15 protein-coding genes are annotated in these 15,081 nt (G+C 71.2%); 10 read left to right on the plus strand and 5 right to left on the minus strand.

Going from position 1 to position 15,081, the window contains the following annotated elements; all coding sequences use genetic code 11:
- The first annotated feature begins 54 nt into the window (after positions 1 to 54).
- The 6 genes from rpmJ (at position 55) to truA (ending at position 3,993) form a co-directional block, all read left to right on the plus strand.
- Positions 55 to 168: a 50S ribosomal protein L36 gene (rpmJ, locus tag ACHFIV_RS02250; protein ID WP_003956441.1), complete on the plus strand. Its 114-nt coding sequence runs from the start codon at positions 55 to 57 to the stop codon at positions 166 to 168.
- 197 nt (positions 169 to 365) lie between these two features.
- Positions 366 to 746 carry a 30S ribosomal protein S13 gene (gene rpsM, locus ACHFIV_RS02255; RefSeq protein ID WP_014047799.1) on the plus strand — a complete coding sequence of 127 codons (381 nt, stop codon included), beginning with the start codon at positions 366 to 368 and terminating at the stop codon, positions 744 to 746.
- 105 nt (positions 747 to 851) lie between these two features.
- Positions 852 to 1,256, plus strand: coding sequence for a 30S ribosomal protein S11 (gene rpsK / locus ACHFIV_RS02260; protein WP_003956432.1), 405 nt, complete (start codon positions 852 to 854; stop codon positions 1,254 to 1,256).
- 136 nt (positions 1,257 to 1,392) lie between these two features.
- Entirely contained in the window at positions 1,393 to 2,415 is a 1,023-nt protein-coding gene (locus tag ACHFIV_RS02265) for a DNA-directed RNA polymerase subunit alpha (RefSeq protein ID WP_003966937.1), read from the plus strand.
- A gap of 138 nt (positions 2,416 to 2,553) precedes the next feature.
- Complete coding sequence (gene rplQ / locus ACHFIV_RS02270) at positions 2,554 to 3,060, plus strand: 50S ribosomal protein L17 (RefSeq protein ID WP_014154578.1); 507 nt, start codon at positions 2,554 to 2,556, stop codon at positions 3,058 to 3,060.
- Between the two features lie 78 nt (positions 3,061 to 3,138).
- Positions 3,139 to 3,993 carry a tRNA pseudouridine(38-40) synthase TruA gene (truA, locus tag ACHFIV_RS02275; RefSeq protein ID WP_398962658.1) on the plus strand — a complete coding sequence of 285 codons (855 nt, stop codon included), beginning with the start codon at positions 3,139 to 3,141 and terminating at the stop codon, positions 3,991 to 3,993.
- On the opposite strand, the gene ACHFIV_RS02280 is transcribed toward truA, so the two are convergent.
- Positions 3,962 to 5,851 carry a hypothetical protein gene (locus ACHFIV_RS02280; protein ID WP_398962661.1) on the minus strand — a complete coding sequence of 630 codons (1,890 nt, stop codon included), beginning with the start codon at positions 5,849 to 5,851 and terminating at the stop codon, positions 3,962 to 3,964. The two genes, truA and ACHFIV_RS02280, sit on opposite strands and share 32 nt — an antisense overlap.
- 74 nt (positions 5,852 to 5,925) lie before the next feature.
- A complete protein-coding gene (locus ACHFIV_RS02285; RefSeq protein WP_398962664.1) occupies positions 5,926 to 6,780 on the minus strand; it encodes a hypothetical protein in 855 nt (284 codons plus the stop codon).
- A 67-nt stretch (positions 6,781 to 6,847) separates the two neighbouring features.
- Here ACHFIV_RS02285 and ACHFIV_RS02290 point away from each other — a divergent pair, with 67 nt between their 5' ends.
- The 4 genes from ACHFIV_RS02290 to glmM all read left to right on the plus strand — a co-directional run bounded on the left by ACHFIV_RS02290 (position 6,848) and on the right by glmM (position 11,288).
- Entirely contained in the window at positions 6,848 to 8,467 is a 1,620-nt protein-coding gene (locus ACHFIV_RS02290; RefSeq protein WP_398962667.1) for an ABC-F family ATP-binding cassette domain-containing protein, read from the plus strand.
- A 227-nt stretch (positions 8,468 to 8,694) separates the two neighbouring features.
- Positions 8,695 to 9,138 carry a 50S ribosomal protein L13 gene (gene rplM, locus ACHFIV_RS02295; protein WP_030914195.1) on the plus strand — a complete coding sequence of 148 codons (444 nt, stop codon included), beginning with the start codon at positions 8,695 to 8,697 and terminating at the stop codon, positions 9,136 to 9,138.
- Positions 9,139 to 9,183: 45 nt separating this feature from the next.
- Positions 9,184 to 9,711, plus strand: a complete 528-nt coding sequence (gene rpsI, locus ACHFIV_RS02300) for a 30S ribosomal protein S9 (protein ID WP_014154572.1) — start codon at positions 9,184 to 9,186, stop codon at positions 9,709 to 9,711.
- 218 nt (positions 9,712 to 9,929) lie between these two features.
- Positions 9,930 to 11,288 (plus strand): phosphoglucosamine mutase, encoded by a 1,359-nt coding sequence (glmM, locus tag ACHFIV_RS02305; protein ID WP_398962670.1) that lies wholly within the window; start codon positions 9,930 to 9,932, stop codon positions 11,286 to 11,288.
- 114 nt (positions 11,289 to 11,402) lie between these two features.
- Here glmM and ACHFIV_RS02310 read toward each other — a convergent pair whose 3' ends face one another.
- From ACHFIV_RS02310 to coaA, 3 genes are all read right to left on the minus strand, one after another.
- Positions 11,403 to 12,932, minus strand: coding sequence for a PH domain-containing protein (locus ACHFIV_RS02310; RefSeq protein ID WP_398962673.1), 1,530 nt, complete (start codon positions 12,930 to 12,932; stop codon positions 11,403 to 11,405).
- Between the two features lie 81 nt (positions 12,933 to 13,013).
- Entirely contained in the window at positions 13,014 to 13,955 is a 942-nt protein-coding gene (locus ACHFIV_RS02315) for a DUF389 domain-containing protein (protein WP_398962676.1), read from the minus strand.
- Positions 13,956 to 13,973: 18 nt separating this feature from the next.
- A complete protein-coding gene (gene coaA / locus ACHFIV_RS02320) occupies positions 13,974 to 14,966 on the minus strand; it encodes a type I pantothenate kinase (RefSeq protein ID WP_398962679.1) in 993 nt (330 codons plus the stop codon).
- Positions 14,967 to 15,081: the final 115 nt, after the last annotated feature.

A 15,081-nucleotide genomic window follows, 5' to 3' on the forward strand; every position in this document is an offset into this window, starting at 1 on the left:
CGCCATCACGCTTCGGCGTGGTGAGGGGCACTGACCCGGAGAACCTGACATCCCATGAAGGTCAAGCCGAGCGTCAAGAAGATCTGCGACAAGTGCAAGGTGATCCGCCGTCACGGCCGGGTCATGGTCATCTGCGACAACCTGCGCCACAAGCAGCGCCAGGGCTGACGCACGACCACCTGCATCTCGCAGCTTTTCGCGCGACGCACGTAAACGTACATACGCAGAGCCCGTCCAGGCTTCGGCTGACGACACCTCCGGCGGGGGCCGGGGACCCGGGCGTACCACCTCTTCCCGAGCGGACGAGGTCGGCGTCCGGGAGTGGCACTGCGGAAGACCCCCGACATAACAACTGGAGCCATTGAATGGCACGCGTTTCAGGTGTTGACATCCCGCGCGAAAAGCGCGTGGAGGTTGCCCTCACCTACGTCTTCGGCATCGGGCGCACCCGGTCCAAGGAGATCCTCGCCACCACCGGCGTGAACCCGAACACCCGCGTTCGTGACCTGGCCGAAGAGGACCTGGTCAAGATCCGCGAGTACGTGGACGCCAACCTCCGCACCGAGGGTGACCTTCGCCGCGAGATCCAGGGCGACATCCGCCGCAAGATCGAGATCGGCTGCTACCAGGGCATCCGGCACCGTCGCGGTCTGCCGGTCCACGGTCAGCGCACCAGCACGAACGCGCGTACCCGTAAGGGCCCGCGTCGCGCCATCGCCGGTAAGAAGAAGCCCGGCAAGAAGTAGTCCTCAGCGGACGCACTGCGGGTGTCCGGCCCACCGGACGTTCGCGGAAACCAGCGGTCTTCGCTGTAGGACCGATCACCTCCCCTCTCCATCTGGAGTCAAGACATGCCCCCCAAGGGTCGTCAGGGCGCAGCCAAGAAGGTGCGTCGCAAGGAAAAGAAGAACGTCGCTCACGGCCACGCGCACATCAAGAGCACGTTCAACAACACCATCGTCTCGATCACGGACCCCTCGGGCAACGTGATCTCCTGGGCCTCCGCCGGCCACGTCGGCTTCAAGGGCTCGCGCAAGTCCACCCCCTTCGCCGCGCAGATGGCCGCCGAGTCGGCCGCCCGCCGCGCGCAGGAGCACGGCATGCGCAAGGTCGACGTCTTCGTCAAGGGTCCCGGCTCCGGCCGCGAGACCGCGATCCGTTCCCTCCAGGCCACGGGCCTCGAGGTCGGTTCGATCCAGGACGTCACCCCGACGCCGCACAACGGCTGCCGTCCGCCGAAGCGTCGCCGCGTCTGATCCGCCACGGCCGGTGACGGCCGTGCGTCAGTAGCGCGGGTCCGGGCGGTATGCCCCTTCGGGGGCGTGCCGCCCGTACCCTTGTCTCATCTGTCGGGCATCAAATAGTGGGTGCCCACGACTGAAGGACCACACCATGCTTATCGCTCAGCGTCCGTCGCTGACCGAAGAGGTCGTCGACGAGTTCCGCTCCCGGTTCGTGATCGAGCCGCTGGAGCCGGGCTTCGGTTACACGCTCGGTAACTCCCTGCGCCGTACCCTCCTCTCCTCGATCCCCGGTGCCGCCGTCACCAGCATCCGGATCGACGGTGTCCTGCACGAGTTCACCACCGTGCCGGGCGTCAAGGAGGACGTCACCGACCTCATCCTCAACATCAAGCAGCTGGTCGTCTCCTCGGAGCACGACGAGCCGGTCGTGATGTACCTGCGCAAGCAGGGTCCCGGCCTGGTCACCGCTGCTGACATCGCCCCGCCGGCCGGTGTCGAGGTCCACAACCCGGACCTCGTCCTGGCCACGCTGAACGGCAAGGGCAAGCTGGAGATGGAGCTGACCGTCGAGCGCGGTCGCGGCTACGTCTCCGCCGTGCAGAACAAGCAGGTCGGCCAGGAGATCGGCCGTATCCCGGTCGACTCCATCTACTCGCCGGTGCTCAAGGTCACGTACAAGGTCGAGGCGACCCGTGTCGAGCAGCGCACCGACTTCGACAAGCTGATCGTCGACGTCGAGACCAAGCAGGCCATGCGTCCCCGTGACGCCATGGCGTCGGCCGGTAAGACCCTGGTCGAGCTGTTCGGTCTGGCGCGCGAGCTCAACATCGACGCCGAGGGCATCGACATGGGCCCGTCCCCGACGGACGCCGCGCTCGCCGCCGATCTGGCCCTGCCGATCGAGGAGCTCGAGCTCACGGTCCGTTCGTACAACTGCCTCAAGCGTGAGGGCATCCACTCCGTGGGTGAGCTCGTCGCCCGCTCCGAGGCGGACCTGCTCGACATCCGCAACTTCGGCGCCAAGTCGATCGACGAGGTCAAGGCGAAGCTGGCCGGCATGGGCCTGGCGCTCAAGGACAGCCCGCCCGGATTCGACCCGACGGCCGCCGCCGACGCCTTCGGCGCCGACGACGACGCGGACGCCGGATTCGTGGAGACCGAGCAGTACTGAGCCGCTGCCCGGCCGGGGGCGCCCCGTGAGGGGCGTTCCCGTGCCGGGTCCGGCCGCATGACTTCCGCGGGGCGGCCGCCTCGCGGGAACTGACACCGGTACCTGATACGGCCGGTGCAGCACACAAGGAGAAAAACCATGCCTCAGCCCGCCAAGGGTGCCCGTCTGGGCGGCAGCGCTGCGCACGAGAAGCTTCTTCTCATCAACCTCGCGAAGTCGCTGTTCGAGCACGGCCGCATCACCACGACCGAGGCCAAGGCCCGCCGCCTGCGTCCGGTCGCCGAGCGTTTCATCACCAAGGCCAAGAAGGGCGACATCCACAACCGTCGCCTGGTGCTGCAGTCGATCACGGACAAGAGCATCGTGCACACGCTCTTCACCGAGATCGCCCCGCGGTACGAGAACCGCCCCGGTGGTTACACCCGCATCACCAAGATCGGCAACCGTCGTGGCGACAACGCCCCGATGGCGGTCATCGAGCTGGTCGAGGCCCTGACCGTGGCCCAGCAGGCCACCGGTGAGGCCGAGGCCGCGACCAAGCGCGCCGTCAAGGAAGACGCCCTCAAGAAGGACGAGGCTCCGGCCGAGACCGTCGAGGACGCCAAGCCGGCCGACGCCGCCGCTGAGGAGTCCAAGGACGCCTGAGCGTCCTGAGACCCAGGTCCGGGCCCGCATCACCCTTCGGGGCGGTGCGGGCCCGTTCGGTTTTGAGAGGATCTGCGGGTGAGTGATGAGGCAGAGCCCGGATTCGTACGGGTACGGCTGGACCTTTCCTACGACGGCAAGGACTTCTCCGGCTGGGCGAAGCAGACCGGCAGGCGCACCGTGCAGGGCGAGATCGAGGACGCGCTGCGCACCGTGACGCGGTCGTCGGTGACGTACGCCCTGACGGTCGCCGGGCGCACCGACGCCGGGGTGCACGCGCGGGGGCAGGTGGCCCACGTCGACCTGCCGGCCGAGGTGTGGGCCGAGCACGAGGAGAAGCTGCTGCGGCGGCTGGCGGGGCGGCTGCCCCTGGACGTGCGGATCTGGCGGGCGGCCGAAGCCCCCGCCGGGTTCAACGCGCGCTTCTCCGCGCTGTGGCGGCGCTACGCCTACCGGGTGGGGGACCGGCCCGGTGGTGTGGACCCGCTGCTCCGGGGCCACGTGCTGTGGCACGACCGGCCGCTGGACGTCGACGCGATGAACGAGGCGGCGGCCCTGATGGTGGGGGAGCACGACTTCGCCGCCTACTGCAAGAAGCGTGAGGGGGCGACGACCATCCGCACGCTGCAGAAGCTGCGCTGGGTGCGGGACGCGGACTCCGGGGTGCTGACGGCGACCGTGCAGGCGGACGCGTTCTGCCACAACATGGTGCGCGCGCTGATCGGGGCTGCGCTGTTCGTCGGGGACGGGCGCCGGCCGGCCGCCTGGCCGGCGGAGGTGCTGGCCGCGAAGGTGCGGGACCCGGGGGTGCACGTGGTGCGGCCGCACGGACTGACGCTGGAGGAGGTGGCCTATCCGGCCGACGCGTTGCTGGCGGACCGGGCGGCGGAGGCCCGGAACGTCAGGACGCTGCCGGGGGCGGGGTGCTGCTGACCCGTCCGCGGCGCAGCGCGCGTGCCGGGGCGGCCACGCTGTGGCCGGCGAGCAGGGTCATCACGGTGGAGCGGAACCAGCCGATGTCCGGCGTCCACCAGGCGTAGACGGCCGCCGAGGTGAAGAGGACCAGGGCCGCCGTGCGCAGCACCCACCAGCGGGCCGGGTGCGGTTCGTACGGGGCCGGGGATTCCGGGTGTACGCCGTCCTTCGCGGTGAGGGTGTCCCGCATGCCGGCGAGGAAGCTCCGGCGGGCCAGTACCCGGGCGCCCGGCAGGTCCGTGAGGATCTCCTGCTCCCCGCCGTACCCCGGGGGCAAGGGCGGGAGGCCCAGGGCGGCGACGAGTTCGCCCTGGTGGCGGGCGGGGTCGCCGGTGGCCCGCAGGATGTGGGTCAGCGGACGCGGGTCACCGAGTCCGTAGACGCGGGCGAGCGCGGCGGCGACGGCGGTCGCCTCCGCGTGGTCGGTGGCGGGGGCGGCGGTCTCCCACGTGTGGTGCGCCACCTTCCTGCCCTGGTGCAGGAGGGTGAAGCCGCTGTGCTCCGGGGTGCGGCGCAGGACCAGGGCGGGCCAGCTCTCAGCCGTGGTGAAGCTGTCGGCCGCCGAGGTGAGCGGGTCCTCGGGGAGCAGGGGCACCCGTCGCGCGCGTGCCGGGCCGGGGACGATCTCGACGTACGTGTGACGGCTGCCGGCCGGGGCCGTCCGCAGGCTGTGGCCGCAGATCAGAGCGGCCTGGGCGACCTCGGTGGGTCCGGCGGACGCGATGGCGACCGACCGGGGGGCCAGCTCCCGCTCCCAGTCGGGCGCGCCGGTCGCCGGGGGCTCGGGGGAGGGGCGGAAGAAGGGGATCCTCATCGCCAGCTCGACGCGGGTGTCGGAGCGGGCCTCCAGGAACTCGGCGCGGGGCTCGCCGAAGTAGGTCCACGGGAAGGTCGTGGCGTGTACGCCGATGCTGCGGAAGGCGGCGAGGGCGTCCTCGTAGCGGCTCATCGACCAGAGGACCAGAGCCAGGTGGTTGCGGAAGCCGGCGGCCTCGCGGTCCCCCGGGGCGTAGCAGTCCGAGAGGGCCTGCGCGCGGGTCACGGCTGCTTCGGCGCGGGCGGTCCAGAGGTCGGGGCCGGCAGGGTCCCCGTCCGCTATGAGGTACTCCACGACGGCCTGGAGGGGCAGGGCGTGGAGCCGGGAGCCGGGAGGGGCCTGGCCGGCCGCGTGCTCCGCGAAGGCGAACATCTCCTCGTGGGAGCCGTACCACTTGGCGCAGAGGTACTGGAGCGCCTGGACGTGGCAGCCCTCGTGGTGCGGGTCGCGGGCGTTCGCCTCGGCCAGATAGGTGTCGAAGACCTCCCGGGGGGCCTGGATGCCACGGGCCTGCGTCAGCGCGATCCGCCACGGGACCGGGTCGTCGGGGTTGAGCTCGGCGGCGGCCGAGACCACCGGCACCGCGTCCCGCAGCACCGCGTGGAAGGCGCGGAACTGGTCGTCCTCGACCTGTCCGGCCCGGGCGCCGGTCCGGATCTGCCAGGCCTGGCAGACGTACAGGTCGGCCTTGACCAGTACGGCGTCCGGGTTCTCCGGGGACTCCTCCAGCCAGCCGTCCAGCCACCCCGGGTGGTGCAGGGAGGCCCGCGCGAGGCGCGCGACGCAGGAGTCCCTGCGTTCCCACTGCGCGTGCTCACGGGTGGTGGCGAGCAGCTCGGCGGCGGGGGCGTGGTCTCCCGCCGCGGCGGCCGCGAGGGCCACCCGCAGCGAGGGGTCGGGGGCGTCGAGGACCACGGCGTCGTCCGGGGGGAGGCCGGCGCCCGTCGCGTCGCTGTGGCGCAGGACGCGCGGAATGCTGAAGAGGGTGGTCAGACGCACGGCGGCGGGTCCTCGGTCGAGGGGAGGGGCGGGACCGGTGCGCGGGGGCGGCGGCCGGCGCGGGGGCAGGGCGTTCAGCCGACGGGGAGCCCTGCGGCCGCCGATGCCTGGACCTCGCCGCGGTGGCGGATCTGGCGGAAGGTGAAGTCGGTCAGGTCGTCGCCCACCTTGTAGACGTCCTCGGCCGCCGTGGTGACGTTCTTCCCGCTGGTGTAGCCGCCGACCGTGAAGTAGGCGTAACGGCCGTAGGAGTTGGCGGTGCGCCGGCAGACGGATCCGCCACGGCAGAAGGTGGGGACGCCCGCCCCGCTGAGGGAGGCGACGCCGCCGGAGGCCTGCTCGGCGGCCTTCCTGGCCTCCGCCTCGGTGCCGAAGACGGCGAGCCCGACCGTGACCGCGATGCCGCCCTTGCCGTACGTCGCGCGGATGACCTGGTCGCAGCCGTTGTTCGCGAGGATCGACCCGAGGGCGCCCTGGGTCGTCGTGGCGCAGTCCGCCGCGCGGGCGGTGGCGCCCTTGGCGTAGACGCGGTCGCCCATGGTCAGCTTCCTGCCCGGGAAGAAGGCGTCCACGGTGACCGGGGCCTTGTCCTTCTTCTCGTCGGCTATGTAGTCCTTCGGGTCCGGCGGCGGCGGCGGTGCGACCGAGGAGAAGGACGGGCCGGGCGCCGAGGTCTCGGAGGGCAGGTCGGCGGGGGCCGGCAGTTCACTCGCGCTCTTGTCCGGTCCGGAGGCGCTCCCGCCCCCGTTGGCCGTGATGACCGCCGTCGCCACGATCGCGGCGACCACGGCGGTGGCCAGAGCGCCCCCGCCGATCATCAGCCACTTCCTGCGCCTGCCGCGTGCGGCGGACGCGTCCGCCAGTGCCGCCCAGTCCGGAGTCCGGCTCTCTCCCGGCCCCCAGGAGGGCCCCCCTTGCCCAAAGCTCATGCGGCGAATCCTAGACCGACCGTAATCCTGTTGGGCCAACGGTTCGCCAGCCGTGACAATGCTGTGCATGGGACATCTTGAAGCGGGCCACCTGGAGTACTACCTACCGGACGGACGGGTGCTGCTCGGCGACGCTTCGTTCCGGGTGGCCGACGGCGCCGTGGTCGCGCTGGTCGGCGCGAACGGGGCGGGCAAGACGACCCTCCTGAAGCTGCTCGCCGGGGAGCTCCAGCCGCACGGCGGCTCGGTGTCGGTGAGCGGGGGGCTCGGTGTGATGGCCCAGTTCGTCGGCTCCGTACGGGACGAGCGGACCGTGCGGGACCTGCTGGTGTCCGTGGCCCAGCCCCGGATCCAGGAGGCGGCGAAGGCCGTCGACGTGGCGGAGGAACGCATCCTCACCGTGGACGACGAGGCCGCGCAGATGGCGTACGCGCAGGCGCTGAGCGACTGGGCGGAGGCCCGGGGCTACGAGGCCGAGACGCTGTGGGACATGTGCACGATGGCAGCGCTCGGCGTCCCGTACGAGAAGGCGCAGTGGCGCGAGGTGCGCACGCTCAGCGGGGGCGAGCAGAAGCGGCTGGTCCTGGAGGCGCTGCTCAGGGGCCCGGACGAGGTGCTGCTCCTTGACGAGCCGGACAACTACCTGGACGTCCCCGGCAAGCGGTGGCTGGAGGAGAAGCTCAAGGAGACCCGCAAGACGGTGCTCTTCGTCTCCCACGACCGGGAACTGCTCTCGCGGGCCGCCGAGAAGATCGTCAGCGTGGAACCCAGCCCGGCCGGGTCGGACGTCTGGGTGCACGGCGGCGGCTTCGCCACCTACCACCAGGCCCGCAAGGAACGGTTCGCGCGCTTCGAGGAACTCCTGCGGCGCTGGGAGGAGGAGCACGCCCGGCTGAAGGCGCTCGTCCTGCGGATGCGGCAGCAGGCGGCGAACAGCCCCGACATGGCGAACCGCTACCACGCGATGCAGACCCGCTTCAAGAAGTTCGAGGAGGCCGGGCCCCCGCCGGAGCCGCCCCGCGAGCAGGACATCAGGATGCGGCTGCGCGGCGGACGTACCGGGGTGCGGGCGGTGACGTGCACCCGTCTGGAGCTGACGGGGCTGATGAAGCCGTTCGACCTGGAGATCTACTACGGGGAGCGGGTCGCGGTCCTCGGCTCCAACGGGTCGGGGAAGTCGCACTTCCTGCGGCTGCTGGCCGGGGAGCCCGTCGCGCACACCGGTGAGTGGAAGCTCGGCGCCCGCGTCGTCCCCGGTCACTTCGCCCAGACGCACGCCCACCCGGAGCTGCTCGGCAAGACGCTCGTCGAGATCCTGTGGACGGAACACGCCAGGGACCGCGGCGGCGCGATGTCGGTGCTGCGGCGCTACGAGCTGGAGCGCCAGGGTGACCAGGCCTTCGAGAGGCTGTCCGGCGGGCAGCAGGCGCGCTTCCAGATCCTGCTCCTGGAGCTCGCCGGCACGACCGCGCTGCTGCTCGACGAGCCGACGGACAACCTGGACCTGGAGTCCGCCGAGGCCCTGCAGGACGGGCTGGAGGTGTACGACGGGACGGTCATGGCCGTCACGCACGACCGCTGGTTCGCGAAGTCCTTCGACCGGTACCTGGTCTTCGGTTCGGACGGCGTCGTGCGGGAGTCCACGGAGCCGGTCTGGGACGAGCGCAGGGTCGAGCGGAAGCGGTAGGCCCGGCGCGTTTTGACCCGCCCCGGGCGGTCCGGGTACTGTCGGTGGTTGTTATACGTATCGGCGTCGTCGTTCTCACGCGCACAGCCCATACGTAGGTTCTCTGGAGCAGTTACCAGTGGCTCGCATACGGGCAGTGTCCCCGGCACTGTGAGCCCCAGCTGCATGATCGCTTCAGGGGTGCCATGTGTCTGGACCTCATCCACTGAAGAAGCGAAGGCTACGAAGTGCGTACGTACAGCCCCAAGCCCGGCGATGTCACTCGCCAGTGGCACATCATCGACGCCGAGGACATCGTCCTCGGCCGTCTGGCCACCACGGCTGCGAACCTCCTCCGAGGCAAGCACAAGGCGATCTACGCCCCCCACATGGACATGGGCGACTTCGTCATCATCATCAACGCCGAGAAGGTCCACCTCTCCGGTAACAAGAAGACCCAGAAGATGGCGTACCGCCACTCGGGCTTCCCGGGCGGTCTCCGTTCCGTGCGTTACGACGAGCTCCTCTCGAAGAACCCCGAGAAGGCTGTCGAGAAGGCCATCAAGGGCATGATCCCCAAGAACACCCTGGGTCGTCAGATGCTCTCGAAGCTCAAGGTCTACGCGGGCGACCAGCACCCGCACGCTGCGCAGCAGCCGGTCCCGTTCGAGATCACCCAGGTCGCGCAGTAGTTCCGGCCTCCCCCCTAAGACGTAAAGAAAGATCTGAGGAGAATCGTGGCCGAGACCACTGTTGAGACGCCCGTCGAGGGCACCGAGGGCGAAGAGACCTTCGCCGAGGTGACCACCTTCGAGTCGGAGGTCCCCGTCGAGGGTGAGTACACCTCCGAGTCGCTCGCGGGCCGCTTCGGCGACCCGCAGCCCGCGGCCGGCCTGGGCCGCCGCAAGAACGCCATCGCCCGTGTCCGGATCGTCCCGGGCACCGGCAAGTGGAAGATCAACGGTCGCACCCTTGAGGACTACTTCCCCAACAAGGTGCACCAGCAGGAAGTCAACGAGCCCTTCAAGGTGCTCGAGCTCGACGGCCGCTACGACGTCATCGCCCGCATCTCGGGTGGCGGCGTCTCCGGTCAGGCCGGCGCCCTGCGCCTCGGCGTGGCCCGCGCGCTGAACGAGGCGGACGTGGACAACAACCGCGCCACGCTGAAGAAGGCCGGCTTCCTCTCCCGCGACGACCGTGCGGTCGAGCGCAAGAAGGCCGGTCTCAAGAAGGCCCGTAAGGCCCCGCAGTACAGCAAGCGCTAAACCGCCTGCTCGTCTGCTTTACACGTTCGCCCCGGCGGCACACTCCGTGCTGCTGGGGCGTTCGTTTATCGGCCCTCGCGGGCGTATAACGGCTTAAGACGTTTGCATGTTTATAGGGCTGGCGATCACGGGCGCCCTGCTTTGCTGTGCCTTGCCTCGCCCTGCCCTGTTTTGAGTACTTTGGTTTTGCGGTTTCGGAGCACATTCGGAGGACACCAGTGGGACGACTCTTCGGCACGGACGGCGTGCGCGGTGTCGCCAACGCGGACCTGACGGCCGAGCTCGCGCTCGGACTCTCGGTCGCGGCGGCGCACGTACTGGCCGAGGCGGGCACCTTCGAGGGGCACCGGCCGACCGCCGTGGTGGGCCGCGACCCCCGCGCCTCCGGAGAGTTCCTGGAGGCGGCCGTCGTGGCGGGCCTGGCCAGCGCCGGTGTGGACGTGCTGCGCGTCGGCGTGCTGCCCACGCCCGCCGTGGCCTACCTCACCGGTGCGCTCGGCGCGGACATCGGTGTCATGCTCTCGGCCAGCCACAACGCCATGCCCGACAACGGCATCAAGTTCTTCGCGCGCGGCGGCCACAAGCTCGCCGACGAGCTGGAGGACCGCATCGAGACGGTCTACGAGCAGCACCGCACGGGTGAGCCCTGGGCCCGGCCGACCGGTGCGGGCGTGGGACGCGTCACCGACTACGCGGAGGGCTTCGACCGTTACGTCGCCCACCTCATCGGAGTGCTCCCGAACAGGCTCGACGGCCTGAAGGTCGTTCTCGACGAGGCACACGGCGCCGCCGCCCGCGTCTCGCCCGAGGCGTTCGCCCGGGCCGGGGCCGAGATCATCACCATCGGCGCGGAACCGGACGGCCTGAACATCAACGACGGCTGCGGTTCCACCCATCTGGAGCTGCTGCGCGCGGCCGTCGTCGAGCACCGTGCCGACCTCGGCATCGCGCACGACGGCGACGCGGACCGCTGCCTGGCCGTGGACGGGAACGGCGAGGAGGTCGACGGCGACCAGATCCTGGCCGTGCTCGCCCTCGCCATGCGCGAGTCGGGTCACCTGCGCAAGGACACCGTCGTCGGTACGGTCATGTCGAACCTCGGCTTCAAGATGGCGATGGAGCGCGAAGGCATCCAGCTCGTCCAGACCGCCGTCGGCGACCGCTACGTCCTGGAGTCGATGAAGGCCGAGGGCTTCGCCCTGGGCGGTGAGCAGTCCGGTCACGTCATCGTGCTGGACCACGCCACCACGGGTGACGGCACGCTGACCGGGCTGATGCTGGCGGCACGGGTCGCCGCCACCGGTCGTACGCTCGCCGACCTGGCGGGCGTGATGCAGCGCCTCCCGCAGGTCCTCATCAACGTGCCCGACGTCGACAAGTCGCGGGTGGACACCTCGCCCGAGGTGGCCGCCGCGGTGTCGCAGGCCGAGCGCGACCTGGGTGACACCGGGCGCGTACTGCTGCGCAAGTCCGGCACCGAGCCGCTCGTACGGGTCATGGTCGAGGCCGCCGACATCGAGCAGGCGCGCGCCGTGGCGGGGCAGCTGGCCGACGTGGTGAAGTCCGCGCTCGGCTGACGGGCCGTCGGCCGAGCGCGCGGTGGAGTCCGCGCCCGGCCTGCGGACCCCCGGCCGGTCGTGGTGAAGTCCGCACCCGGCCGACGCACCCCGCTCCGACAGACGGCTCCGGCTTCACGGCCGGGGCCGTTCGGCGTCCAGCTCGCGGATGATGAGGGTCAGGTCGGCCGGGGCGGCCGCGAGCCGGACCGGTTCGCCGGCGTCGTCGAGTTCGGCGATGTGCCAGCTCCTGTGGAGGGTGTCGCCGTCGCTTCCCCTGGCACGCCGTACGTGCGTGACGGTGAGCCGTTCCACCGGTATCCGTCTCGCCGCGAACCGGCCCGGGCCGGGGTGGGGTGTCACCGCGGGCGGCCCGTCCCCCAGGACGACATGGGTGCCGAAGCCGTTCGGGTTGTAGTCGGTGTGCTCGAGGAAGCGGGCGGCCAGGAACCGGTCCTCCCCGGTCTCCGTCGCTTCCCCGGTCTCCGCCGCGTCTCCGGGCGTACGGACGCGGGTCGCGTGCCAGGCCCAGGCGAGCATGCCCAGGGTGGCCAGCGCCCCCGAGGCCGTCCATGCCAGCCTCGCGGGAGTGCCGAGCGGGTCCATGGGGTGGAGGTAGCAGAGCGGCAGCAGCCACACGGCCGTACCGGCGAGCGCGCCCGCGAACGGCAGGGCCGAGGGCAGGATCTCGTCGTCCGGCAGCCGGCGCCCGCGTCGGCGCAGCAGCACCAGGGCGCCGGGGTAGCCCGCGGCGAGGGCGCACCCGGCCGCGATGACGGCCACGTCCCCCGCTCCGGTGAAGTGCTCGCGCCACACGTGGTGTTCTGCGGCGACCTCCCTCACCCGGCCCCGCCAGACGGTCAGGCCGACCTCGTCACCGGGGTGGAATCCGCGGGCGCCCTCCCGCGTGACGGCGAGCCGGTCCAGCGGCCGGTCGTCGGCGAAGTACAGCCAGCTGCTCTGCTTGCCCTTGCCGGCCTCCGTCCGCTCGATCACCGCGACCTGGGTGCGCAGGCACTCGCCGCGTTCCGCGGCGGGCGTGCCGGCGGTGCAGGGGACGGCCGACGTCCAGGCCTGTTTCAGCGAGGCGGTGGCCGGCACGGACCACGCGGCCAGGCCGGCGCCCGCGAGCAGTGCCACGCACAGGAGTTTCGCCACGGGCGAGCCGCGTCCGGCGGTGCGGTGCGAGAGGACGGGCACGTGGCTCGACTCCGGAGCTCCGTGGCGGCGGTGCAGAGCGCGGAGCGCGTCGAGCCGGGCGTCGAACTCCGGCCGTTCGCCGGAGGATGTGCTGAGGGGCAGGGGCAGTCGGGGGGCGCGGCCGTCGCGCAGGAGCACGCTGACGCGGTAGATGTCCTGGTACCGCCCGGACCGGATGTGGACCCGCAGGTCGGCGATGTCGCTCCATGGCATGTCCCGGCGGCGCAGCAGTGTCCGGGTGCGCAGTCCGTGGGCGTCCGCGACGACCTCGACGGTGGCCGAGTGGAGGAGGACGAGACTCAGCAGCGCGAGCAGCAGGCCCCCGGCCACCCACACGTCCAGGAGGGTGCCCCGGTTCACGGCGCGCACGGTCGACAGACCGGCCCCGGCCGCCCCGAGTGCCACGAGGCTCCACAGGGCGCGCCCGCCGAGCGGGTGGCGGAACACTTCGCTGGCGTCGTCCATGCGGGGGATCGTGTCACCGGCGGGGCCGTTCCCGCTTGTGCGGTGTCCGGCAGTCTCCGGGCCCGCGACGCTGCCGGTCGACTACCTCGGTACCGGGGCCGTGCGGCGCCTGCCACTCCACAGCGCCTTCTGGAGCAGCAGCGTCAGCGTGCCGGCGAGGACGATGCCCGCCAGGTTGGCCAGCAGCTGTCCCGAGGAGCCCCAGGTCTGCTGGAGGTCCTGGTAGCTGAAGGCGACGGCGGCGTTGGCGGCCGCCGGCACCGTGGTCACCGAGATGGCCACGCCGATCAGCGCCCCGGACTTCGCCGACGTCAGCGAGAGCGTTCCCGCGACGCCCGCCAGGAGCGCCACCACGAACGACATCCAGTCGGGGTGCCAGATGAAACCGGTGTTGGGCCGCTCCGCCTTCACCATGTCCTCGGTGAACAGCCCGAACGCGTCCATCAGCCAGGCGAAGCCCGCCGTGAGCACCATCGCCACCGCGAAGCCGCCGACCAGTGCCCACACCGACCGGGCCACCAGCCGGGGCGCGCGCTGCACCAGCGCCGTCGAGATCCCGGCCAGCGGACCGAACTCCGGGCCCACCGCCATCGCGCCCACGATCAGGACCGCGTTGTCGAGCATCACCCCGCACGCGGCGAGCATGGTCGCCAGGGCGAGGAACGCGACGTAGGTGACGCTGAAGGTGGACTCCTCGTGGGTCACCTCGCTCAGCTCTTCCCAGAGCACCGCGTCCGCGCCCTCGCCGGGAGCCGCGCGTTCGGCCTCGTCGGCGCGCTTGGAGAGCGTGAGGTCCATGTTCTCGACGGTGATGGAACCGCAGTCGTCGATGCCCATCGTCCGCAGCGCTTCGATGAGTTCGTCGCCGGCCTCCCGCGCCACGTCGCACAGGACCACATCGCCCACGGGGCTGCGCGCCGCGCCCGTGAGCACCGCGACGTGGGCGGTGCCCACGGCCCCCTCGATCAGCCCGAGGACCTCGTCGGTGCGGTCGGCGGGCACGATGAGGCGCAGATGCAGCACGGCGCGTCCCTTCCGGAGTCAGAGCTTGCGCAGCGACAGGCGCTGGACCTTGTGGTCCGGCCCCTTGCGCAGCACCAGGGTGGCACGGCCACGCGTGGGCGCCACGTTCTCCAGCAGATTGGGCCGGTTGATGGTCCGCCACATGGTGCGCGCGTAGTCCAGCGCCTCCTCCTCGGAGACCTGCGTGTACTTGCGGAAGTACGAGAACGGGTTCTGGAACGCCGTCTCGCGCAGCCTGCGGAAGCGGTGGAGGTACCAGTTCTCGATGTCCTCGGCGCGTGCGTCGACGTACACGCTGAAGTCGAAGTAGTCCGCGAGCCCGACCCTCGTCCTGCCGTCCTTGCCGGGCAGCGCGGGCTGGAGCACGTTCAGCCCCTCGACGATCAGGATGTCGGGGCGGCGCACGGTGAGGCGTTCGCCGGGCACGATGTCGTAGATCAGGTGGGAGTAGACGGGCGCCGTCACCTCGTCCTTGCCGGCCTTGATGTCGGCGACGAACCGGGTCAGCGCCCGCCGGTCGTACGACTCCGGGAACCCCTTGCGCGACATCAGGCCCCGGGACTGGAGCTCCTTCATCGGCAGCAGGAACCCGTCGGTCGTCACCAGCTCCACCCGGGGGTGCTCCGGCCAGCGCGCCAGCAGCGCCTGGAGGATGCGGGCACTGGTGGACTTGCCGACGGCGACACTGCCGGCGACCCCTATGACGAACGGGGTGCCGCGCTGCTCGCCGTGGCCGTTGCCCGCGTCACCCAGGAAGGTGTTCAGGGCCCCGCGCAGGCCCGAGGTGGCCTGGACGTAGAGGTTGAGGAGCCGGGAGAGCGGCAGATAGACGTCCCGGACCTCGTCGAGGTCGATGACGTCGCCGAGCCCTCTCAGCTTCTCGACCTCCTCGGCGGTCAGCGGCAGCGGCGTCTTGTCACGCAGGGCGCTCCACTCGGCCCGGGTCAGGTCGACGTAGGGCGTCGGCGCGTGCTCGGTGCGGCGGGGGCTCCGTGCGGGCGAGGTGATCACGTACTCATTGTCGCGGGAGACCTCGCCGAGTGGGGGGTGGGGTCGGTCACGTGGGTGCGGCCCGGCTGATGCCGTGTCCCGGCCGGGACGGTGTCCGCACCCCTGTGGCGGACAC

The sequence above is a fragment of the Streptomyces sp. ALB3 genome (assembly GCF_044385685.1).
GTDB lineage: Bacteria > Actinomycetota > Actinomycetes > Streptomycetales > Streptomycetaceae > Streptomyces.